This is a genomic window from Delftia tsuruhatensis (genome assembly GCF_903815225.1).
GTDB classification, from domain to species: Bacteria; Pseudomonadota; Gammaproteobacteria; order Burkholderiales; family Burkholderiaceae_C; genus Comamonas; species Comamonas tsuruhatensis_A.
In genome coordinates this window covers 2,258,924-2,274,258 of record NZ_LR813084.1, presented here as the reverse complement: position 1 = coordinate 2,274,258, position 15,335 = coordinate 2,258,924, and the positions used below count along the sequence as shown (strand labels likewise).

Below are 15,335 nucleotides of genomic sequence, written 5' to 3'. Positions count from 1 at the left end.
ATGCTTGCGTGCTTACTTGCCAGGGACGTAGATCTTGTCGAACTGGCCGCCGTCGTTGAAGTGCACCTTCTGGGCTTCGGACAGGGAGCCGAAGTACTTGGAGACCGTGAACAGCTTGATCGGCTTGAACAGGTCGGCGTGCTTCTTGAGAACAGCCTCGGAGCGCGGGCGCAGCGCGTGCTGGGCCGCGATCTCCTGCGCCTCGTCCGAGTACAACCACGCCAGGTAGTCCTGCGCCAGCTGGCCCGTGCCCTTCTTGGCCACGGTGCGCTCGACCACGGCCACCGGGTTCTCGGCCACGATGGACACCGAGGGATGGATGGCGTCGACCTTGCCCTTGCCGAACTCGCGGTCCACGGAGATCACTTCCGATTCGAAGGTGATCAGCACATCGCCGATGTTGCGCTGCAGGAAGATGCTGGTCGCATCGCGCCCGCCCTTGCCCAGCACGGGCACGTTCTTGTAGAGCTGCTGCACGAACTCGGCGGCCTGCGCGTCGGTGCCGCCCTTCTCGCGCACCGAGCCCCAGGCGGCCAGATAGGCATAGCGGCCATTGCCGCCGGTCTTGGGGTTGACCACCACGACCTTCACGTCGGGACGGATAAGGTCGCTCCAGTCCTTGATGTTCTTGGGATTGCCGTTGCGCACCAGGAACAGCATGGTCGAGGTGGTGGGCGATGCGTCATTGGGGAATTTCCTGGCCCAGTCCTTGGCGACCACGCCGCTGTCGGCCAGGAACTGCACGTCGGTGGTGGTGTTGAAGGTCACCACATCGGCGGCCAGGCCGTCATTGACGGCGCGCGCCTGGGCGCTGGAGCCTCCGTGCGACTGGTCCACCTTGATATCCAGGCCCTTGGTCTTCTTGTAGTGGGCGACGAAGGCTGCGTTGTAGTCCTTGTAGAACTCGCGTGCCACGTCGTAGGAGACGTTGAGCAGCTGGTTCTGTGCCGATACGGTTCCGGCGGCGGCCAGCGCCAGGGTGGCCAACAAAGTCTTGAGCTTCAAAGAATGCATGTTCGCTGCCTTTTATTAGTGGAGTTGTGCTGCGGTGGTTCACAGACAGTCACATTGTGCGAAAACGTTCTTAAAACTCAAAAGACTGTATTTTTGTTTGTTATGCCCTATTCAAATATAAGGACGACGCGCGGCGGCATGCACGCTAGGCCACGAGTGCCGTGGCGGCGCGTGGTGACAGGGGTGCAGCCACCCGGCGGCTGGAGGAGCGCCGCTCCCGGGCAACAGGGAGGGCCGGCTGCCACAGATCTTCGGCCAGCAGCGACTGCAGCAGGGCCAGGCCCAGGGGCCAGTCGCCGAAACCCGCTTCCACATTGATGTGGCCGGCGTTCTGCAGCCGCACGAACTCGCTGCCCCAGGCCCGTGCATAGGCGCCGGCACGGCGGATCGGACAGTAGGGATCGTTGCTGCTGGCCACCAGTACGCTGCGGTAGGGCAGCGGCGCATAGGGCACGGGCGCGAAATCGGCCAGCTGGGCACGGCGTTCGGGATCGGCAGGGGCCACCAGCAGCGCGCCCTTGACGCGGGCACTGGCCTCGGGCCCCATATGGACGGTCGTGATGCAACCCAGGCTGTGGGCGACGATCACCACGGGATCCGGCCGCGACAGCACCTGGGCCTCCAGCGCCGCCACCCAGGGATCGCGGTGGGGCACCAGCCAGTCGTCCTGCTCCACACGTTCGGCATGGGGCAGTTGGCCGGCCCAAAGGCTCTGCCAGTGGTCGGGGCCCGAGTTGCGCCAGCCTGGCACGATGACGATGCGGTGGGGATTCATGGCTGCTCCTGGTTGTCCAATACTGGACATTGACCGGGATTGTGATCAGGGCAGCCCCCAAACCCAACGAACGATTTGTTGTTTTCTTATGGCCCCTCGCGCCCGCCGCGGCGGGCCGACATGAACATCGCCGTGCGCTCCGCCAGGCTGTTGCGCCCCGGCATGCTATCTCCCAGGAAATCCAGGAAATGCCGCACGGCCGGCGCCAGCCCGCGCCGCGAGGGAAACACGGCATGCACGATGCCCTGCGGCGGCTCCCAGCCCGGCATCAGGTGCACGAGCCGGCCATCAGCCAGTTCCTCATGGCACATGTAGTCGGGCAGCCAGCACATGCCGCTGCCGGCCAGCGCGGCGAACTTCAGCGTCAGCAGATCGTCCACCACATAGCGTGGCTGCAACTGCAGGCGGTGCTCGCGACCTTCGGGGCCGACCAGCAGCAGGCTGGACTGGCCGTCCACGGCGGACATCGCCATGCTGTCCAGATGCTGCAGATCGGCCAGGACGCGCGGCGTGCCCTGACGTTCCAGCAGGCCGGGGCTGGCGACCAGGATCTGGCGCGAGGCATCGAGCCGCTTGACCACCATGGAGCCGCTGTCCTCCAGGCTGGGCCGCACGCGCAGGGCCACGTCGATGCCCTCCTCCACCAGGTTCACGGGCCGGTTCGTGACCTGCATCTCCACATGCACCAGAGGGCAGCGCTCAAGGAACTGCGGCATCAGCTCGCCCAGCACCGTCTGGGCCAGCGTCACAGGGCAACTCACCCGGAGGGTGCCACGCGGCTCGGTCTGCACCTCGGCCACGGTATCGGCCGCGGCCAGCGCCGCATCGCGCATGGCCTGGCAGTGGCGCAGATAGGCCTCCCCCACCTGGGTCAGCGACAGCTTGCGTGTGGTGCGTTGCAGCAGGCGCACGCCCAGCCGGGCCTCCAGCTCGGCCACGCGCCGCGACAGCCGCGACTTGGGAATGCCCAGCGCGCGCCCCGCCGACGCGAAGCCACCGCGCTCCACCACTTCCGCGAAGTACAGCATGTCGTTGAGATCCATCATGTTGCTGCCTCCCCTCAGGCTCATTGCATTCAAATTCAGGACAATCTATCGCAATTTCGATGGCTTATCAAAGACTCCATCCAAATTCACAATTTATCCCATGGTCAGCCCTTCCAGCTTTGCGGAGAGCGGCCCCGATCACCCGAACAACCCTGGAGCAAATTCCATGCAAGTGCTGCACATCGACTCTTCCATCACCGGCGCCGCTTCGGTGTCCCGCCAACTGACCGCCCAGACCGTGGCGGCCCTGGTGGCAGCCAACCCTGGCGCCAAGGTCGAGTATCTGGACCTGGCCGTGAACGCACCCGAGCACCTGAACGCCGTGTCCATGGGCTTTCGCACCGGACAGGCCGCCACCACGGAAGCCGAACGCGCACAGAATGCGATCTCCGAAGCGCTGGTGACCCAGTTCCTGGCCGCCGACGTGGTCGTGGTGGGCGCCCCCTTCTACAACTTCACCATCCCCAGCCAGCTCAAGGCCTGGATCGACCGCATCGCCCAAGGCGGCCGCACCTTCCGCTATACCGCAGCCGGCCCCGAAGGCCTGGCCAAGGGCAAGAAGGTGATCATTGCCTCCTCGCGCGGCGGCGTGTACTCGACCAGCGAGATGGGCCAGGCACTGGAGCACCAGGAAAGCTACCTGAAGACCGTCTTCGGCTTCCTGGGCATCACCGATGTCAGCATCGTGCGCGCAGAAGGCGTGGCCATGGGCGACGAAGCCAAGGCCAAGGCCCTGGAATCGGCCCGCAGCGACATCGCGGGCCTGAAGGCCCCGGCCGCCAACCAGGAAGCCGCGCTGGCCGCCTGAGGTCCTCGTACCCCTGCCTGGCCGCCCCACGGCGGCCGGCAGTACCCATGCCCGGGTTTGCCGGGCATTGGCATTCGTGGACAACGAAGATGGACCGGGGCACGGCAGACCATGGAAGGACCTGATGGACCGATACGAACAAAAGAGGTATCCGCAGTCCCGGCTTCTTTGAAAATTCCAATGCCGTCCAGTCCTTGGACGACACGCGAAGCTGATAGGCTGGGCTGTCGCTGCCTTTCCTGCGGCATTGTCCGACATGTTTTTTCTGCATTTCAGAAACAGCACGGGCCTGCCGATACGCATGCAGCTTTTCTGCATTCCCCGCATTTCGCCCATGCCAGCCACCAGTCCCCGCCCCCATATCCGCCCGCGCGCAGCGGTCCACAGCCGCCCGCCTTCCGATGAAAACCTGGTGATCACCGTGATCGCCGTCTCCCTGCTGGCCATCACGGTGCTGGGCATAGGCATCTACCAGTTCATGCAGTACCAGCGCGAGCAGGACCAGGAGCAGGCCAACTCCCGCGTGTACCGCAGCTATGTGCGCCACACCGATGAAACTCCTGCGCCGCAAGAGCCCCCACCGCAGGCGACGCCCACGCCCGGACCCAGCCAGCTCCAGTTGAACCAGGAGATGACGCGCAAGCTGCTGGCCCACCCGGGCGTGACACCGGGTGCCGGCTTTTCCATGCCCGGCGTCAAGTCCACGGGCGTGGTGATCATCGATGCCATCGACCAGGCCCAGGCGCGCGAAAAGGCATCCGCCGCGCCGCGCCCCGCCGCGGCAATCGCGCCATCGGCTCCGGCATCGTAGGCACCCGCTGCCCGCGCACCATGCAAAAAGCCCGGCATTGCCGGGCTTTTTGCTGTCGGGCGAAATGCCTTGCCGGTCACTGGTGCTTGCGCACCCAGGCAGCGAACTTCTGCACGAAGCCGTTGACGAAGTCGCGGCTGCCGGCCCCAATGGAGCCGTCCTCGGCGAACAGGCCGTCCTTGGCCTGGATGAAGATCTCGGGCTGGGCCAGCGTGGGCATGTCCAGGTAGGCCAGCACATTGCGCAGGTGCTGCTGCGCCAGCGCCGTGCCGATGGCACCCACCGAGACGCCGGCCACGGCGGCCGGCTTGCCCGCCCAGACGCTCTTGCCATAGGGACGCGAGCCCTGGTCCAGCGCGTTCTTGAGCACGCCGGGAATCGAGCGGTTGTACTCGGGCGTCAGGAACAGCACGGCCTGGGCCGACTGGATCTGCGCGCGAAACTGCCTGACCACGTCGACCTCGTTGCCGTCATGGTCCTGGTTGTACAGCGGCAGGGCGTCGATGGCGACCTGCTCGAAGACCAGGCCCTCGGGCGCCAGGCGCGCGATGGCGTCGGCGAACTTGCGGTTGAAGGAATCCTTGCGCAGGCTGCCCACGATGACAGCGACCTTGATCTGGCTCATGCATTGCTCCTAGCGAGGTGACGGGAAAAAAGGCCCGCAACGCGGCACGGCCACGTTGCGGAACCGGACCATTATGAACGCAGCTTATTGCAGGAAGGCAGGCTTGGCGTAGCCCTGGAACTTGCTGTCCACCACGGCCTTGAACTCCGCCGAGCGATAAACCTCGGCCAGGTCCTTGGCCCAGGCCGTGCCCTGGTCCTTCTTCTTGATGGCGACCACGTTCAGGTAGTGGTCGGGGGTCTTCTCCAGCGAGACGGCCTCGGTCAGCTTCAGGCCCGAGGAGATGGCGAAATTGCCGTTGATGATGGCGTACTCGGTGTCACCCAGCGAACGCGGCAGCTGCGCCGCCTCCAGCGGGATGAACTTGAGCTTGCGCGGGTTCTCGGCCAGGTCCTTCTCGGACACGCGCAGCGGATCGATGCCGGGCTTGGCCTTGACCAGGCCGGCCTGCTCCAGCAGCACCAGGGCGCGCGCGAGGTTGCTGGGATCGTTGGGGAGGGTCACGCGGTCGCCTTCCCTGGCCTCGGCCAGGGTCTTGCGGGTCTTGGAGTACACGCCCAGCGGAGCGATCGGGCCCTGCACCAGCTCCACAAGATCCAGCTTCTGGTCGGCCGCGAACTTCTGCAGATAGACGCGGTGCTGGAAGAAGTTGGCGTCCAGTGATCCCTGGGCCAGCGCCAGGTTGGGCTGCACGTAGTCGTTGAATTCGACCAGCTTGACCTGGTAGCCCTTCTTTTGCAGCAGCGGCACGATGCCCTGCTTGAGCTGGTCGATGTTGGAGCCGGCCGTGCCGCCGATCACGAGCTGCTTCTTGTCGGCCTGCGCATGGGCGGGCAGCGCCAGCACGCCGGCGGCGACGAAGGCAGCGGCGGCGGCCAGCAGCTGGCGGCGCGCGGTGGTGAAGATTGCGGTCATTTGGGTGTCCTTTGGGGTTCTGGGAGAAGAGGAAAGGGGATGCACGGCAAGGGGTTCGGTTCAGCGCTTGTCCAGGCGCCGCGCGGCCGTATTGCCCGCGAACTGGATGATCTGGACCATGACCACGAGGATGGTCACTGTGAGCACCATCACATCGGTCTGGAAGCGGTAGTAGCCGTAGCGGATGGCCAGGTCGCCGATGCCGCCGCCGCCCACCACGCCGGCGATCGCCGAGTACGACAGAAAGCTCACGGCCAGCACGGTCAGCGCCAGCACCAGGCCGGAGCGAGCCTCCAGCACCAGCACGCGCCAGACGATCTGCAGCTCGGACGCTCCCATGGCGTGCGCGGCCTCGATCACGCCGCGCGGCACATCGCGCAGGCACTGGTCCACCAGGCGCGCCAGGTAGGGGATGGCGGCCACGGACAGCGGCACGGCCGCCGCCAGCGGGCCGATGGAGGTGCCGGCCAGCCAGCGCGTGAACGGCACCAGGGCCACCAGCAGGATGATGAAGGGGAAGGAGCGCACGGTGTTGACGATCCAGTTCAGCACCAGGAAGGCCGGGCGGTTGTCCAGCGACTGGCCCGGCCCGAGCAGGAACAGCAGCACGCCCAGCGGGCCGCCCACCAGCACGGCGGCCGACAGGCCTATGCCCAGCATGAGCAGGGTCTGGCCCATGGCCACCCAGAGTTCGGGCAGGATCTCGACGATGTTTTCAGACATGGGGATACGCAATCGGAAGAAAGGGGAAACGGGAAGCGACGGGATCAATGTTCGGTGCCACCGACGGCGCGCAGCACCACGGGGCGTGATCCGCCGCGCTCGCGCAGGGCCTTGTCGGCGCGCTCCACGCGCAGGGCTTCCAGTTCGCTGCCCAGGGCCGTGGCACGCGGCACGGCCTCATAGGGGCGGCCCGCCGCCAACGGCGCCAGCGCGAACTGCTCGGCCACCTGGCCCTGCTCGATGATGGCCACTTCGCTGCACAACGTGTCCACCACGCCCAGCTCATGCGTGACGATGACGATGGTCACGCCCAGGCGGCGGTTGATGTCGGCCAGCGTGGCCAGGATGGAGCGCGTGGTCTCGCTGTCCAGTGCCGAGGTCGGCTCATCGCACAGCAGCACCTGCGGACGGGGCGCCAGGGCGCGCGCAATGGCCACGCGCTGCTTCTGGCCGCCCGACAGCTGTGCCGGATAGCTGCCGGCCTTGTCCGCCAGTCCCACGATGTCCAGGCATTCGCGCACGCGCTGCTCGATCTGGGCACGCGAATGCCCGCCGTGGATGCGCAGCGGAAACGCCACGTTCTCGAAGACGCTGGCGTTTTGCAGCAGGTTGAACTGCTGGAAGATCATGCCGATGTTCTGGCGCGCCTGCCGCAGTGCGCGCCGGCCCAGGTCGGTCAGGCGCTGGCCGGAGACCACCACCTCGCCACTGTCCGGACGCTCCAGCAGGTTGATCAGGCGCAGCAGCGTGGACTTGCCCGCGCCGCTCTTGCCGATCAGGCCGAATACCGTGCCCTGGGAGATGTCCAGCGACACCGAGCGCACGGCGTCGAAGTGCTTGCCATCGGCTGTTACAAATTTCTTTTGCAGGTCGCGCAGGCGGATCAGCGCGTTTTCCGGGGCCAGGGGGGCGTTCTGAGCGGTCATGGAGTCTGGTTTCGGCGATGGAATCAAGCCCGAGGTCGGCAACGGCGGCTTTCCTGCCGCCTTTTTCAGTGAATGACGTGCAATTTCCGCGGCAAAGGCCAAGCCGTTGGCGGCAGTTGCGTACCGATCCGCGCAGGTTGCCGGCAGTCGCCAACAAGCCCCGGGCAAACCGCAGGATCTGACGTCATTAGTGTTCTAACGAGTGTGTTGCAAAACGTTGTTCACACCAAAGAATAAAAAATACGGTGCTTATATCGATTGCCATCTTTGAAGCCTTGATGTACGACCTTCGCCGCGTTGCTAGAATCCGCCCCCGACACTCCCCGTCCAGTCGCAAGACCCCTTGCGCCTCGCAGCCTGACAGGTGAGTGCCCGCTTTCTTTTTCCATGTCCGAACCGTCCCGTCTCACTGATTGCCCCACCAGCCCAGCCAGCCTGCGCGTGGAGGGCGTGCGCCTGCGGCGCGGCATCACCACGGTGTTCGACGGGCTGGAGCTGCGGCTGGATGCGCCGCGCATCGGCCTGATCGGTGACAACGGCGCCGGCAAGACCAGCCTGTTCCGGCTGCTGTGCGGACTGGACACGCCCGAGGCCGGCCGTGTGCTGCTGGATGGCGTCGAATTGCATGAGGCCCGCGCACAGCGCCCCGGCCAGGTCGGGCTGATGTTCCAGAACCCCGACGACCAGATCATCTTTCCCACGGTCGAGGAGGAGCTGGCCCTGGGCCTGCGTCCCTCTGGCCTGACCAGGCGCGAAGCCATGGAGCGCGCGCGCGAGTTGCTGGCCGCGCGCGGCCTGGCCGACTGGGCCCCTCGCGCCGTGGCCGGGCTGAGCCAGGGCCAGCGCCAGCAGGTGTGCTGGCTGGCCCTGCTGATCGCGGCCCCGCGCGTGCTGCTGCTGGACGAGCCCTTCGCCAGCCTGGACCTGCCCGGCCAGGCACGGCTGGCCCGGGACATTGCCGCCGCCGGCCAGCAGGTGCTGGTCTCCACCCATGTGCTCGACCATGTGCGCGATTTCGGCCGCGTGCTCTGGCTGGAGCGTGGCCAGGTGCGTGAAGACGGGCCGGGCCGTGAAGTCTGCGCGGCCTATGAAGCCGACGTGGCCCGGCGCCTGCGCGCACCGGACTGACCAGGGAGCCAGCCATGGGAAGCCTGTACAGCGAATACGGCAGCTGGCTCCATGCCTGGAGCGCGGGGCGCAAGCTGCTGCTCATGGCGCTGCTGGGCACGGGGCTGTTCCTCGTCGATTCACCCTGGCTGCTGGGGCTGGCCGGCGCGGGTTGTGCCCTGCTGTGGCTGTCGCTGGGCCGCGCCACCGAAGGTGCGCGCCGGCTGATGCTGTCAGTCATCGTGGCGGCGTTGCTGGTGGCGGGTTTCCATGCCTGGATGCAGCACTACGCGCTGGCAGCGGCCAGCGCGCTGCGCCTGGCCTGCGCCTCCACGCTGGGTGTGGCACTGACCGTGAGCACGCGCCCCAGCGACCTGGTCGAGGTGCTGGAGCGGCTGCTGGCCCCGCTGTCGCACATCGGCATCTCCCCTGAGCACGTGGCCCTGCAACTGGCATTGATGCTGCGTTTCACGGAACATTTCTTCGTGCAGTGGAAGCGCCTGGACGATGCCCACCGCCTGCGCACGGGCCGCGCGGGCGGCCTGCGCCTGATCGCACCGCTGACCATCCACATGCTGCAGGCCACACGCCGCGTCGCCGACGCGCTGTGGGCGCGCCTGGGCCGCTGAGGATTTGCCCTTTTCACCCGTTGCCCAGCGAAAGCTTTCCATGACCGCACCCACCACCGTCTCACGCGCCTCGGCGCGCTCCATGGCCCAGGTCTCGCTGTTCGCGGCGCTGATGGCCGTCATGGGACTGATTCCCAAGATCGACCTGCCGCTGGGCGTGCCCATCACCATACAGTCGCTGGGCGTGATGCTGGCCGGCGTGATGCTCGGCCCATGGCGTGGCATGCAGGCCATGCTGCTGTTCCTTGCCGCCGTGGCCGTGGGCCTGCCCTTGCTGTCGGGCGGACGCGGCGGCATCGCCGTCTTCATGGCGCCTTCCGCCGGCTATCTCATCGGCTATCCTCTGGCCGCCTGCATCGCGGGCCTGGTCATGCGCGCGCTGCCGCAGGGCACGCCACGGCGCACGGCCTTGAGCGCCTTCGCGGCCTCGGTGCTGGGGGGGCTGGCCGCCCTGCACGCCTTCGGCGTGCTGGGCCTGATGCTGATGGCCAAGCTCAGCCTGTCCCAGGCCTTCATGGCCACCCTGGTCTTCGTGCCCGGCGATCTGATCAAGTGCGTGCTGTGCGCCCTCATCGTCCACGCCGTGGCGCGCGGCATGCCCGACTGGCCGTTCGGAGGCCGCCGGCATGGTTGAGTCGCCCTCCTCGCACCCCCTGCCCCACCCGCTGGCCGCGCCGCTGCAGCATCCCTGGACACTGGTCCACGGCCCGCTGGAGCATTGGGCCCGCGAACGCCCCGAGGCGATCGCCCTGCAAAGCGAGGCCGGCCAATGGAGTTTCGCGGCGCTGCATGAGGCCGTGCGCCAGCGCAGCGCCGCGCTGGTCTCGGCGCAGGCGCCCGCCATGCGAATGCTGGACACGGGCCAGGGCAGGAGCACGCTCGATGCCATCGTCGAATTCCTGGCCATCATCCACAGCGGCCGCTGCGCGGCCGTGGCCGACCCCGACTGGCCCGAGGCCGTGCGCCAGCGCATCGAGGGCTGGCTGCCCGACGAGCCCGGCACGCTGGCCCAGGCCTGGCCCACCGCCGCTTTCTACACCGGCTTCACCTCGGGCAGCACGGGCCTGCCCAAGGGCTTCATGCGCCACCACCAATCCTGGACCGAGAGCTTCCGCGTCTGCCTGCAGGACTTCGGCTGCGTGGCCGCGCAGCGCACCATGGCACCCGGTCGCCTCTCGCACTCGCTGTTCCTCTTCGGGGTGATGCAAGGCCTGTGGTGCGGCGCGGGCGCCGTGGTCCAGGAGAAGTTTTCCGCGGCGCGCTGCCTGGCCTCGCTGGCCCGTGGCGAAGCGCCCTGCCTGGTGGCCGTGCCCAGCCAGCTGCTGCTGATGCTGCAGTGGGCCGCGCACCGCGCGCTGGAGCCCATCACCGGGGTGGAACTGATCATGATCAGCGGCGCGCGCTGGATGCGCGCCCAGACGCCGGCCCTGCGCGCGCTGTTCCCGCGCGCGCGCATCATCGAGTTCTACGGCGCCTCGGAAGCCAGCTTCATCGCCTGGATGGACGCCGACGAACAGGCACCCGCCCAGGCCGTGGGACGCCCCTTCAGCAACGTGCAGCTGGAGATCCGTCCGGCCAGCGGCCAGCCTGGGGACCCGGCCCTTGCGGGCGGCGACGGGCTGATCTACATGCGCAGCCCCATGCTGTTCATGGACTACGTGGGCGAGGCGCGCGACGGCACGGCCGCGCTGCGCGATGGGGACTGGCTTTCTGTGCGCGACATGGGCCATATCGATGCCGGCGGCCGCCTGTGCCTGGCCGGACGCCAGAGCCGCATGCTCGTCACCCAGGGCAAGAACCTGTTCCCCGAGGAGGTCGAGGCCCTGCTGGCCGAGCACCCCGGCGTGACCCAGGTGTCTCTCCAGGGCCTGCCCGATACACTGCGCGGCATGCAGGTGCATGTCGTCGTGCAATGGAAAGAGAGCGCTCCGGGCGGTTGCGCACAGGCCTTGTCGGCATGGCTGCGCGAGCGGATCGAGGCGTACAAGTTGCCGCGCCAATGGTGGACCTGCGCCGACTGGCCCCAGACCGCCAGCGGCAAGACCGACCATGCACGGCTGGCGCGCGCCCTGGCGGCCACGGCCGCCGGCCAGCCCCTGGTCGATGGCCCTGCACTGTGGCCCCTGCCATGAACGCGCAGACCGGCCCCGTCATCCTGTCCTGGGCACGCAGCCCCGTGGCCCCCGTGGGCGGTGCCTTGCACGACCTTGCCGTCCACGAGCTGGCGGCACCCGTGCTCCAGGCCCTGCTGGCACGCGCCGACCTGCCCGGCCAGGCCGTGGATGCCGTGGTCCTGGGCAATGCCCTGGGTGCGGGCGGCAACCCGGCCCGCATGCTGGCACTGGCGGCCGGGCTGCCCGAACGCTGCGCCACGCACAGCCTGGACACCCAGTGCTGCTCGGGCCTGGACAGCGTGGCCCTCGCGGTGGGCCTGCTGATGTCCGGGCAGGCCGAGATCGTGGTGGCTGGCGGCGCCGAGGCCTGGAGCCGCGCCCCCATCCGCCAGACCCGGCCACGCCATGCGGGTGAGCTGCCCATGCCCTACGAGCGCCCCGCCTTTGCCCCCGATCCCGCGCGCGACCCGGACCTGCTGCAGTCGGCCGCCGACCACGCGCTGGCCCACGGCTTCACACGCGCGCAGCAGGAAGCCCACGCCATCCACAGCCACGCCTGCGCGCTGGCCCGGCGCGATCGGGCGGCCACCGAAATCGTCCCCATGGCGGGCCTGGACCACGACGCCCATCCGCGCACCCTGACTGCAGCCCGGGCCGCCCGCATGCCCGTGGTCGCCGAGGCCGGTGCCCCCTGTAGTGCCGAGGCGCGCCGCCTGCATGCGCTCAGCACGCCGACCGTCTCGCCCAAGGCCGACGGAGCGGCCCTGGTGCTGCTGGCCACGCCCCAGGCCTGCGCACGCCACGGCCTGCAGGCGCGCGCCCGCTGGATCGCCAGCGCCTCGCTGGGCCATGCGCCCGAGACGCCCCTGGTCGCCGCCGCACTGGCCGCGCGACAGGCGCTGGAGCGCGCAGCCACCGCACTGTCGCTGCCGTCACTCGCTGCGGTGGACCTGCAGGCCGTGGAATTGCATGACGCCTTCGCCGTGCAGGCGCTGGACTTTGCCTCAGCGCTGGGCCTGCCGCTGCAACGCCTGAATACCGGTGGCGGCGGGCTTGCGCGAGGCCACCCCATCGGTGCGTCGGGCGCGGTCGCGCTCGTGCGCCTGCTCGGCCAACTGGGGCACGCGCCGCCGCAGGCCCTGGGCATGGCCGCGATCGCCGGCGCAGGCGGCATCGGCGCGGCCTGCCTCGTCCAGTCCTTGTGACCCCCTGCCCGCCCATCTCCTCACTGCCGCATGTCCACCCATCCTCCAGCCGAAGCCAGTCCCGGCGCCATCCCCCATGAGGCGCTCGTGCACGCGCGCCGCTCGGTACGCGCCTACCGGCCCGATCCCGTCCCCGACCTCCTGCTGCGGCAACTGCTGGCGTCCGCGCGCCAGGCACCCAGCGGCGGCAATCTTCAGCCCGGACAGTTCACCCTGGTGCGTGGCAAGCTGCGCGACACACTGACACAGGCGCTGCTGGCAGACTGGCAGGCGGGCACCCCCGAGCGCGAGGACTACGGCTACTTTCCGCGCCCCATGCCCATGGCGCTGCGCAAGCGCCAGGCGGCCTCGGCCCAGGCCCTGTATGGCGCCCTGGGTGTTGCGCGCGAAGACCGTGCCGGGCGCGATGCGCAATTCGGACGCAACTACCGCTTCTTCGATGCGCCCATGGCCCTGGTCGTGACCATCGATGCACGCTTTGGCGCGGGCGGCTACATGGACCTGGGCATGGCCCTGTACGGCCTGCAGCTGGCCGCCGCCGCGCAGGGCCTGGGCAGTTGCGCCATCGGCGCGCTGGCCTCCTACCCCGACACCGTGCGCCGCGTACTCGACCTGCCGCCCGCCGAGCACATCGTCTGCGGACTGGCCCTGGGCTGGCCCGACGAGGCCGCCCCCGTCAACCGCACCCAGACCACGCGCGCGCCCCTGGACGAATATTTCAGGGTGCTGGGCGAATGAAAAAAGCTGCCATTGGCAGCTTTTGCAAATTCAGCCTCCATTCGCATCGTGCACGGTGGCTGGAACCGCCAAGGCCCAGCTCAGGGACGCCGAGCAAGGGCCGCCCCGGCAAGGGCCGCCCCGGCAAGGGCCGCCCCGCAGTGAGGGCGTCGTCTTCCTCCCGAAGAGAGAGGGGGAAGGCGCGAAGCGACTCAGGGGGTGCGTTCTTCAGAACGCCGGGATCACGGAGCCCTTGAACTGGACGTCGATGAACTGGCGCACCTCATCGGAGTGATAGGCCTTGACCAGCTGTGCCACCCAGGGCTTGTTCTTGTCGGCATCGCGCGCGACCAGAATGTTGACATAGGGATTCTTGGCGCTTTCCTGTGCGATGGCATCGGTCTTGGGGTTCAGGCCCGCCGAGATCGCGAAGTTGGTGTTGATGGCCGAAGCGTCGAGGTCGTCCAGCGAACGCGGCAGCTGGGCCGCGTCCAGTTCCACGAAGCGCAGCTTCTTGGGGTTGGAGACAATGTCCAGCGGCGTGGCCTTCAGGCCCGCGCTTTCCTTGATCTTGATGAGGCCTTGCGCCTGCAGCAGCAGCAGCACGCGGCCGCCGTTGGTCGGGTCGTTGGGAATGCCGAACCTGGCGCCCTGGGGAAGGTCGGCCAGCTGCTTGATCTTCCTGGAGTAGATGCCGATGGGGAAATTCACCGTGTCGGCCACCCAGCCGATCTTGTAGCCGCGGTCACGCACCTGGGCGTCCAGATAGGGACGGTGCTGATAGCTGTTGGCGTCGAGATCGCCAGCCGACAGCGCCGCATTGGGCTGCACGTAATCGCCGAACTCCACGATCTGGATCTTCAGGCCGTTCTTTTCGGCGACCTTCTTGACCTGCTCCATGATCTGGGCGTGCGGGCCGGCAGTGACGCCGACCTTGATGGGCTTGTCCTGCGCCTGCGCGGGCATGGCCAGCAATGTCATGGCGGCGCTGGCAACGGCGGCCGTGAACGTGTGGCGGAGGAAATGGCGCTTGGTGGGCATGGATGCGGTTCCTTGTAACCTGTCAAAACACAGGCGCACACTGTAGCGCCATCGTGCACCGCCTCAGGCCTGCATGCGTGGAGTTTGCTAGACAGTTTTCTCAGTAGCTCAGAACCCGGGCTCGGAGCCGGGCACCGTTGCTCCCCGGCGCGGCCGCCTCAGCGGTCCTGGAATTCGGGCGCCGCCAGCACCTGGTGCGCCACCACATCGAGCACCGGATGCGGCTGCTCCTGGCGGTCTATCCAGACCTTGGGCGTGAAGCTGCCGCGCAACGCCACGGCATCGCCCTCGACCAGGCTGCGCAGCACCTCGCAGGCCTGGGCATCGAACGCCACCACATTGACCGGGATGGATGTGCCATCGGATGCCTCGGAGCGCACGCGGGCCACCATGAAGGGGCGACGGTTGCGGTCGCTGCGGTGTTCGGGCGTACCGGTGAGTCTGCCGGTAATCAGTCCATCCATCATGTGCGAGACCAGGAAGAAATCGTCAGTTACAAAAGACGCCATTGTAGGTGCAGGTATTACACCTGCATGCCCTGATGCGCATCCTTGCTCGCCCTGGCCTTTTTCACGCAGGCTACCCTCTGCATCCGCGAGGACCCTGCCGGGCCGGGCGCTGGCCGGGCGTGCACGCCCTGCCGATCGTGCGGCAAAATGGGGGCTTACGACGGCCTGGAAAAGCAAAAAGCTCCTGACGTTTCCGTCAGGAGCTTTGCGTTATGGTCGGCGTGGCGGGATTCGAACTCGCGACCCCTTGCACCCCATGCAAGTGCGCTACCAGGCTGCGCTACACGCCGAAGACTTGAATTATAGGCACTAAAAACGGGCCTCCAGGTAAAACGCGCGGAATTTTCAAAATTTCCTGCATATTCCTGGC

Annotated in this window: 17 protein-coding genes and 1 tRNA gene; 8 read left to right on the top strand and 10 right to left on the bottom strand. The window is 67.7% G+C overall.

The features are described 5' to 3' along the window. Window positions 1–12: 12 nt before the first annotated feature. The 3 genes from L1Z78_RS10345 to L1Z78_RS10335 all read right to left on the bottom strand — a co-directional run bounded on the left by L1Z78_RS10345 (window position 13) and on the right by L1Z78_RS10335 (window position 2,835). Window positions 13–1,014: a sulfate ABC transporter substrate-binding protein gene (locus L1Z78_RS10345; RefSeq protein ID WP_234641400.1), complete on the bottom strand. Its 1,002-nt coding sequence runs from the start codon at window positions 1,012–1,014 to the stop codon at window positions 13–15. A 145-nt stretch (window positions 1,015–1,159) separates the two neighbouring features. Then, window positions 1,160–1,789, bottom strand: a complete 630-nt coding sequence (locus tag L1Z78_RS10340; protein WP_234641399.1) for an RBBP9/YdeN family alpha/beta hydrolase — start codon at window positions 1,787–1,789, stop codon at window positions 1,160–1,162. Between the two features lie 86 nt (window positions 1,790–1,875). Beyond that, window positions 1,876–2,835: a LysR family transcriptional regulator gene (locus tag L1Z78_RS10335; protein ID WP_234641398.1), complete on the bottom strand. Its 960-nt coding sequence runs from the start codon at window positions 2,833–2,835 to the stop codon at window positions 1,876–1,878. A gap of 166 nt (window positions 2,836–3,001) precedes the next feature. Here L1Z78_RS10335 and L1Z78_RS10330 point away from each other — a divergent pair, with 166 nt between their 5' ends. Together L1Z78_RS10330 and L1Z78_RS10325 are read left to right on the top strand one after the other, a co-directional pair. Next, a complete protein-coding gene (locus L1Z78_RS10330) occupies window positions 3,002–3,643 on the top strand; it encodes an FMN-dependent NADH-azoreductase (protein WP_234641397.1) in 642 nt (213 codons plus the stop codon). Window positions 3,644–3,977: 334 nt separating this feature from the next. Next, complete coding sequence (locus L1Z78_RS10325) at window positions 3,978–4,454, top strand: hypothetical protein (RefSeq protein WP_234641396.1); 477 nt, start codon at window positions 3,978–3,980, stop codon at window positions 4,452–4,454. Between the two features lie 76 nt (window positions 4,455–4,530). Here L1Z78_RS10325 and L1Z78_RS10320 read toward each other — a convergent pair whose 3' ends face one another. The 4 genes from L1Z78_RS10320 to L1Z78_RS10305 form a co-directional block, all read right to left on the bottom strand. After that, entirely contained in the window at window positions 4,531–5,079 is a 549-nt protein-coding gene (locus L1Z78_RS10320; RefSeq protein WP_234641395.1) for an NADPH-dependent FMN reductase, read from the bottom strand. Between the two features lie 84 nt (window positions 5,080–5,163). Next, window positions 5,164–5,994 carry a MetQ/NlpA family ABC transporter substrate-binding protein gene (locus tag L1Z78_RS10315; RefSeq protein ID WP_234641394.1) on the bottom strand — a complete coding sequence of 277 codons (831 nt, stop codon included), beginning with the start codon at window positions 5,992–5,994 and terminating at the stop codon, window positions 5,164–5,166. A 60-nt stretch (window positions 5,995–6,054) separates the two neighbouring features. Beyond that, window positions 6,055–6,717 carry a methionine ABC transporter permease gene (locus tag L1Z78_RS10310; protein WP_234641393.1) on the bottom strand — a complete coding sequence of 221 codons (663 nt, stop codon included), beginning with the start codon at window positions 6,715–6,717 and terminating at the stop codon, window positions 6,055–6,057. Between the two features lie 44 nt (window positions 6,718–6,761). Further along, window positions 6,762–7,643 carry a methionine ABC transporter ATP-binding protein gene (locus L1Z78_RS10305; protein ID WP_234641392.1) on the bottom strand — a complete coding sequence of 294 codons (882 nt, stop codon included), beginning with the start codon at window positions 7,641–7,643 and terminating at the stop codon, window positions 6,762–6,764. A 387-nt stretch (window positions 7,644–8,030) separates the two neighbouring features. Here L1Z78_RS10305 and L1Z78_RS10300 point away from each other — a divergent pair, with 387 nt between their 5' ends. The 6 genes from L1Z78_RS10300 to L1Z78_RS10275 are packed head-to-tail and all read left to right on the top strand — an operon-like array spanning window position 8,031 to window position 13,436. Then, complete coding sequence (locus L1Z78_RS10300) at window positions 8,031–8,771, top strand: energy-coupling factor ABC transporter ATP-binding protein (RefSeq protein ID WP_234641391.1); 741 nt, start codon at window positions 8,031–8,033, stop codon at window positions 8,769–8,771. Between the two features lie 14 nt (window positions 8,772–8,785). After that, window positions 8,786–9,379, top strand: coding sequence for an energy-coupling factor transporter transmembrane component T family protein (locus tag L1Z78_RS10295; RefSeq protein WP_234641390.1), 594 nt, complete (start codon window positions 8,786–8,788; stop codon window positions 9,377–9,379). A gap of 40 nt (window positions 9,380–9,419) precedes the next feature. Further along, a complete protein-coding gene (locus L1Z78_RS10290) occupies window positions 9,420–10,013 on the top strand; it encodes a biotin transporter BioY (RefSeq protein WP_234641389.1) in 594 nt (197 codons plus the stop codon). Next, window positions 10,006–11,511, top strand: a complete 1,506-nt coding sequence (locus L1Z78_RS10285; RefSeq protein WP_234641388.1) for an AMP-binding protein — start codon at window positions 10,006–10,008, stop codon at window positions 11,509–11,511. Before L1Z78_RS10290 ends, L1Z78_RS10285 begins: the two co-directional genes overlap by 8 nt. Then, window positions 11,508–12,698 (top strand): thiolase family protein, encoded by a 1,191-nt coding sequence (locus L1Z78_RS10280; protein ID WP_234641387.1) that lies wholly within the window; start codon window positions 11,508–11,510, stop codon window positions 12,696–12,698. Before L1Z78_RS10285 ends, L1Z78_RS10280 begins: the two co-directional genes overlap by 4 nt. Window positions 12,699–12,728: 30 nt before the next feature. Beyond that, on the top strand, window positions 12,729–13,436 hold the full coding sequence (locus L1Z78_RS10275) for a nitroreductase (protein WP_234641386.1): 708 nt from the start codon (window positions 12,729–12,731) through the stop codon (window positions 13,434–13,436). 207 nt (window positions 13,437–13,643) lie between these two features. Here L1Z78_RS10275 and L1Z78_RS10270 read toward each other — a convergent pair whose 3' ends face one another. From L1Z78_RS10270 to L1Z78_RS10260, 3 genes are all read right to left on the bottom strand, one after another. After that, window positions 13,644–14,456, bottom strand: coding sequence for a MetQ/NlpA family ABC transporter substrate-binding protein (locus tag L1Z78_RS10270; RefSeq protein WP_234641385.1), 813 nt, complete (start codon window positions 14,454–14,456; stop codon window positions 13,644–13,646). Window positions 14,457–14,614: 158 nt separating this feature from the next. After that, window positions 14,615–14,965, bottom strand: coding sequence for a single-stranded DNA-binding protein (locus L1Z78_RS10265; RefSeq protein ID WP_234641384.1), 351 nt, complete (start codon window positions 14,963–14,965; stop codon window positions 14,615–14,617). A 213-nt stretch (window positions 14,966–15,178) separates the two neighbouring features. After that, window positions 15,179–15,255, bottom strand: a tRNA-Pro gene (locus tag L1Z78_RS10260). Window positions 15,256–15,335 lie beyond the last annotated feature (80 nt).

Excerpts from the sequence above, each read along its gene's own strand:
- L1Z78_RS10335 (WP_234641398.1), bottom strand. The coding sequence starts at position 2,835 with ATGATGGATCTCAACGACATGCTGTACTTCGCGGAAGTGGTGGAGCGC.
- L1Z78_RS10315 (WP_234641394.1), bottom strand. The coding sequence starts at position 5,994 with ATGACCGCAATCTTCACCACCGCGCGCCGCCAGCTGCTGGCCGCCGCC.
- L1Z78_RS10320 (WP_234641395.1), bottom strand. The coding sequence starts at position 5,079 with ATGAGCCAGATCAAGGTCGCTGTCATCGTGGGCAGCCTGCGCAAGGAT.
- L1Z78_RS10340 (WP_234641399.1), bottom strand. The coding sequence starts at position 1,789 with ATGAATCCCCACCGCATCGTCATCGTGCCAGGCTGGCGCAACTCGGGC.
- L1Z78_RS10330 (WP_234641397.1), top strand. The coding sequence starts at position 3,002 with ATGCAAGTGCTGCACATCGACTCTTCCATCACCGGCGCCGCTTCGGTG.
- L1Z78_RS10265 (WP_234641384.1), bottom strand. The coding sequence starts at position 14,965 with ATGGCGTCTTTTGTAACTGACGATTTCTTCCTGGTCTCGCACATGATG.
- L1Z78_RS10270 (WP_234641385.1), bottom strand. The coding sequence starts at position 14,456 with ATGCCCACCAAGCGCCATTTCCTCCGCCACACGTTCACGGCCGCCGTT.
- L1Z78_RS10285 (WP_234641388.1), top strand. The coding sequence starts at position 10,006 with ATGGTTGAGTCGCCCTCCTCGCACCCCCTGCCCCACCCGCTGGCCGCG.
- L1Z78_RS10310 (WP_234641393.1), bottom strand. The coding sequence starts at position 6,717 with ATGTCTGAAAACATCGTCGAGATCCTGCCCGAACTCTGGGTGGCCATG.
- L1Z78_RS10325 (WP_234641396.1), top strand. The coding sequence starts at position 3,978 with ATGCCAGCCACCAGTCCCCGCCCCCATATCCGCCCGCGCGCAGCGGTC.
- L1Z78_RS10280 (WP_234641387.1), top strand. The coding sequence starts at position 11,508 with ATGAACGCGCAGACCGGCCCCGTCATCCTGTCCTGGGCACGCAGCCCC.
- L1Z78_RS10345 (WP_234641400.1), bottom strand. The coding sequence starts at position 1,014 with ATGCATTCTTTGAAGCTCAAGACTTTGTTGGCCACCCTGGCGCTGGCC.
- L1Z78_RS10290 (WP_234641389.1), top strand. The coding sequence starts at position 9,420 with ATGACCGCACCCACCACCGTCTCACGCGCCTCGGCGCGCTCCATGGCC.
- L1Z78_RS10300 (WP_234641391.1), top strand. The coding sequence starts at position 8,031 with ATGTCCGAACCGTCCCGTCTCACTGATTGCCCCACCAGCCCAGCCAGC.
- L1Z78_RS10305 (WP_234641392.1), bottom strand. The coding sequence starts at position 7,643 with ATGACCGCTCAGAACGCCCCCCTGGCCCCGGAAAACGCGCTGATCCGC.
- L1Z78_RS10275 (WP_234641386.1), top strand. The coding sequence starts at position 12,729 with ATGTCCACCCATCCTCCAGCCGAAGCCAGTCCCGGCGCCATCCCCCAT.
- L1Z78_RS10295 (WP_234641390.1), top strand. The coding sequence starts at position 8,786 with ATGGGAAGCCTGTACAGCGAATACGGCAGCTGGCTCCATGCCTGGAGC.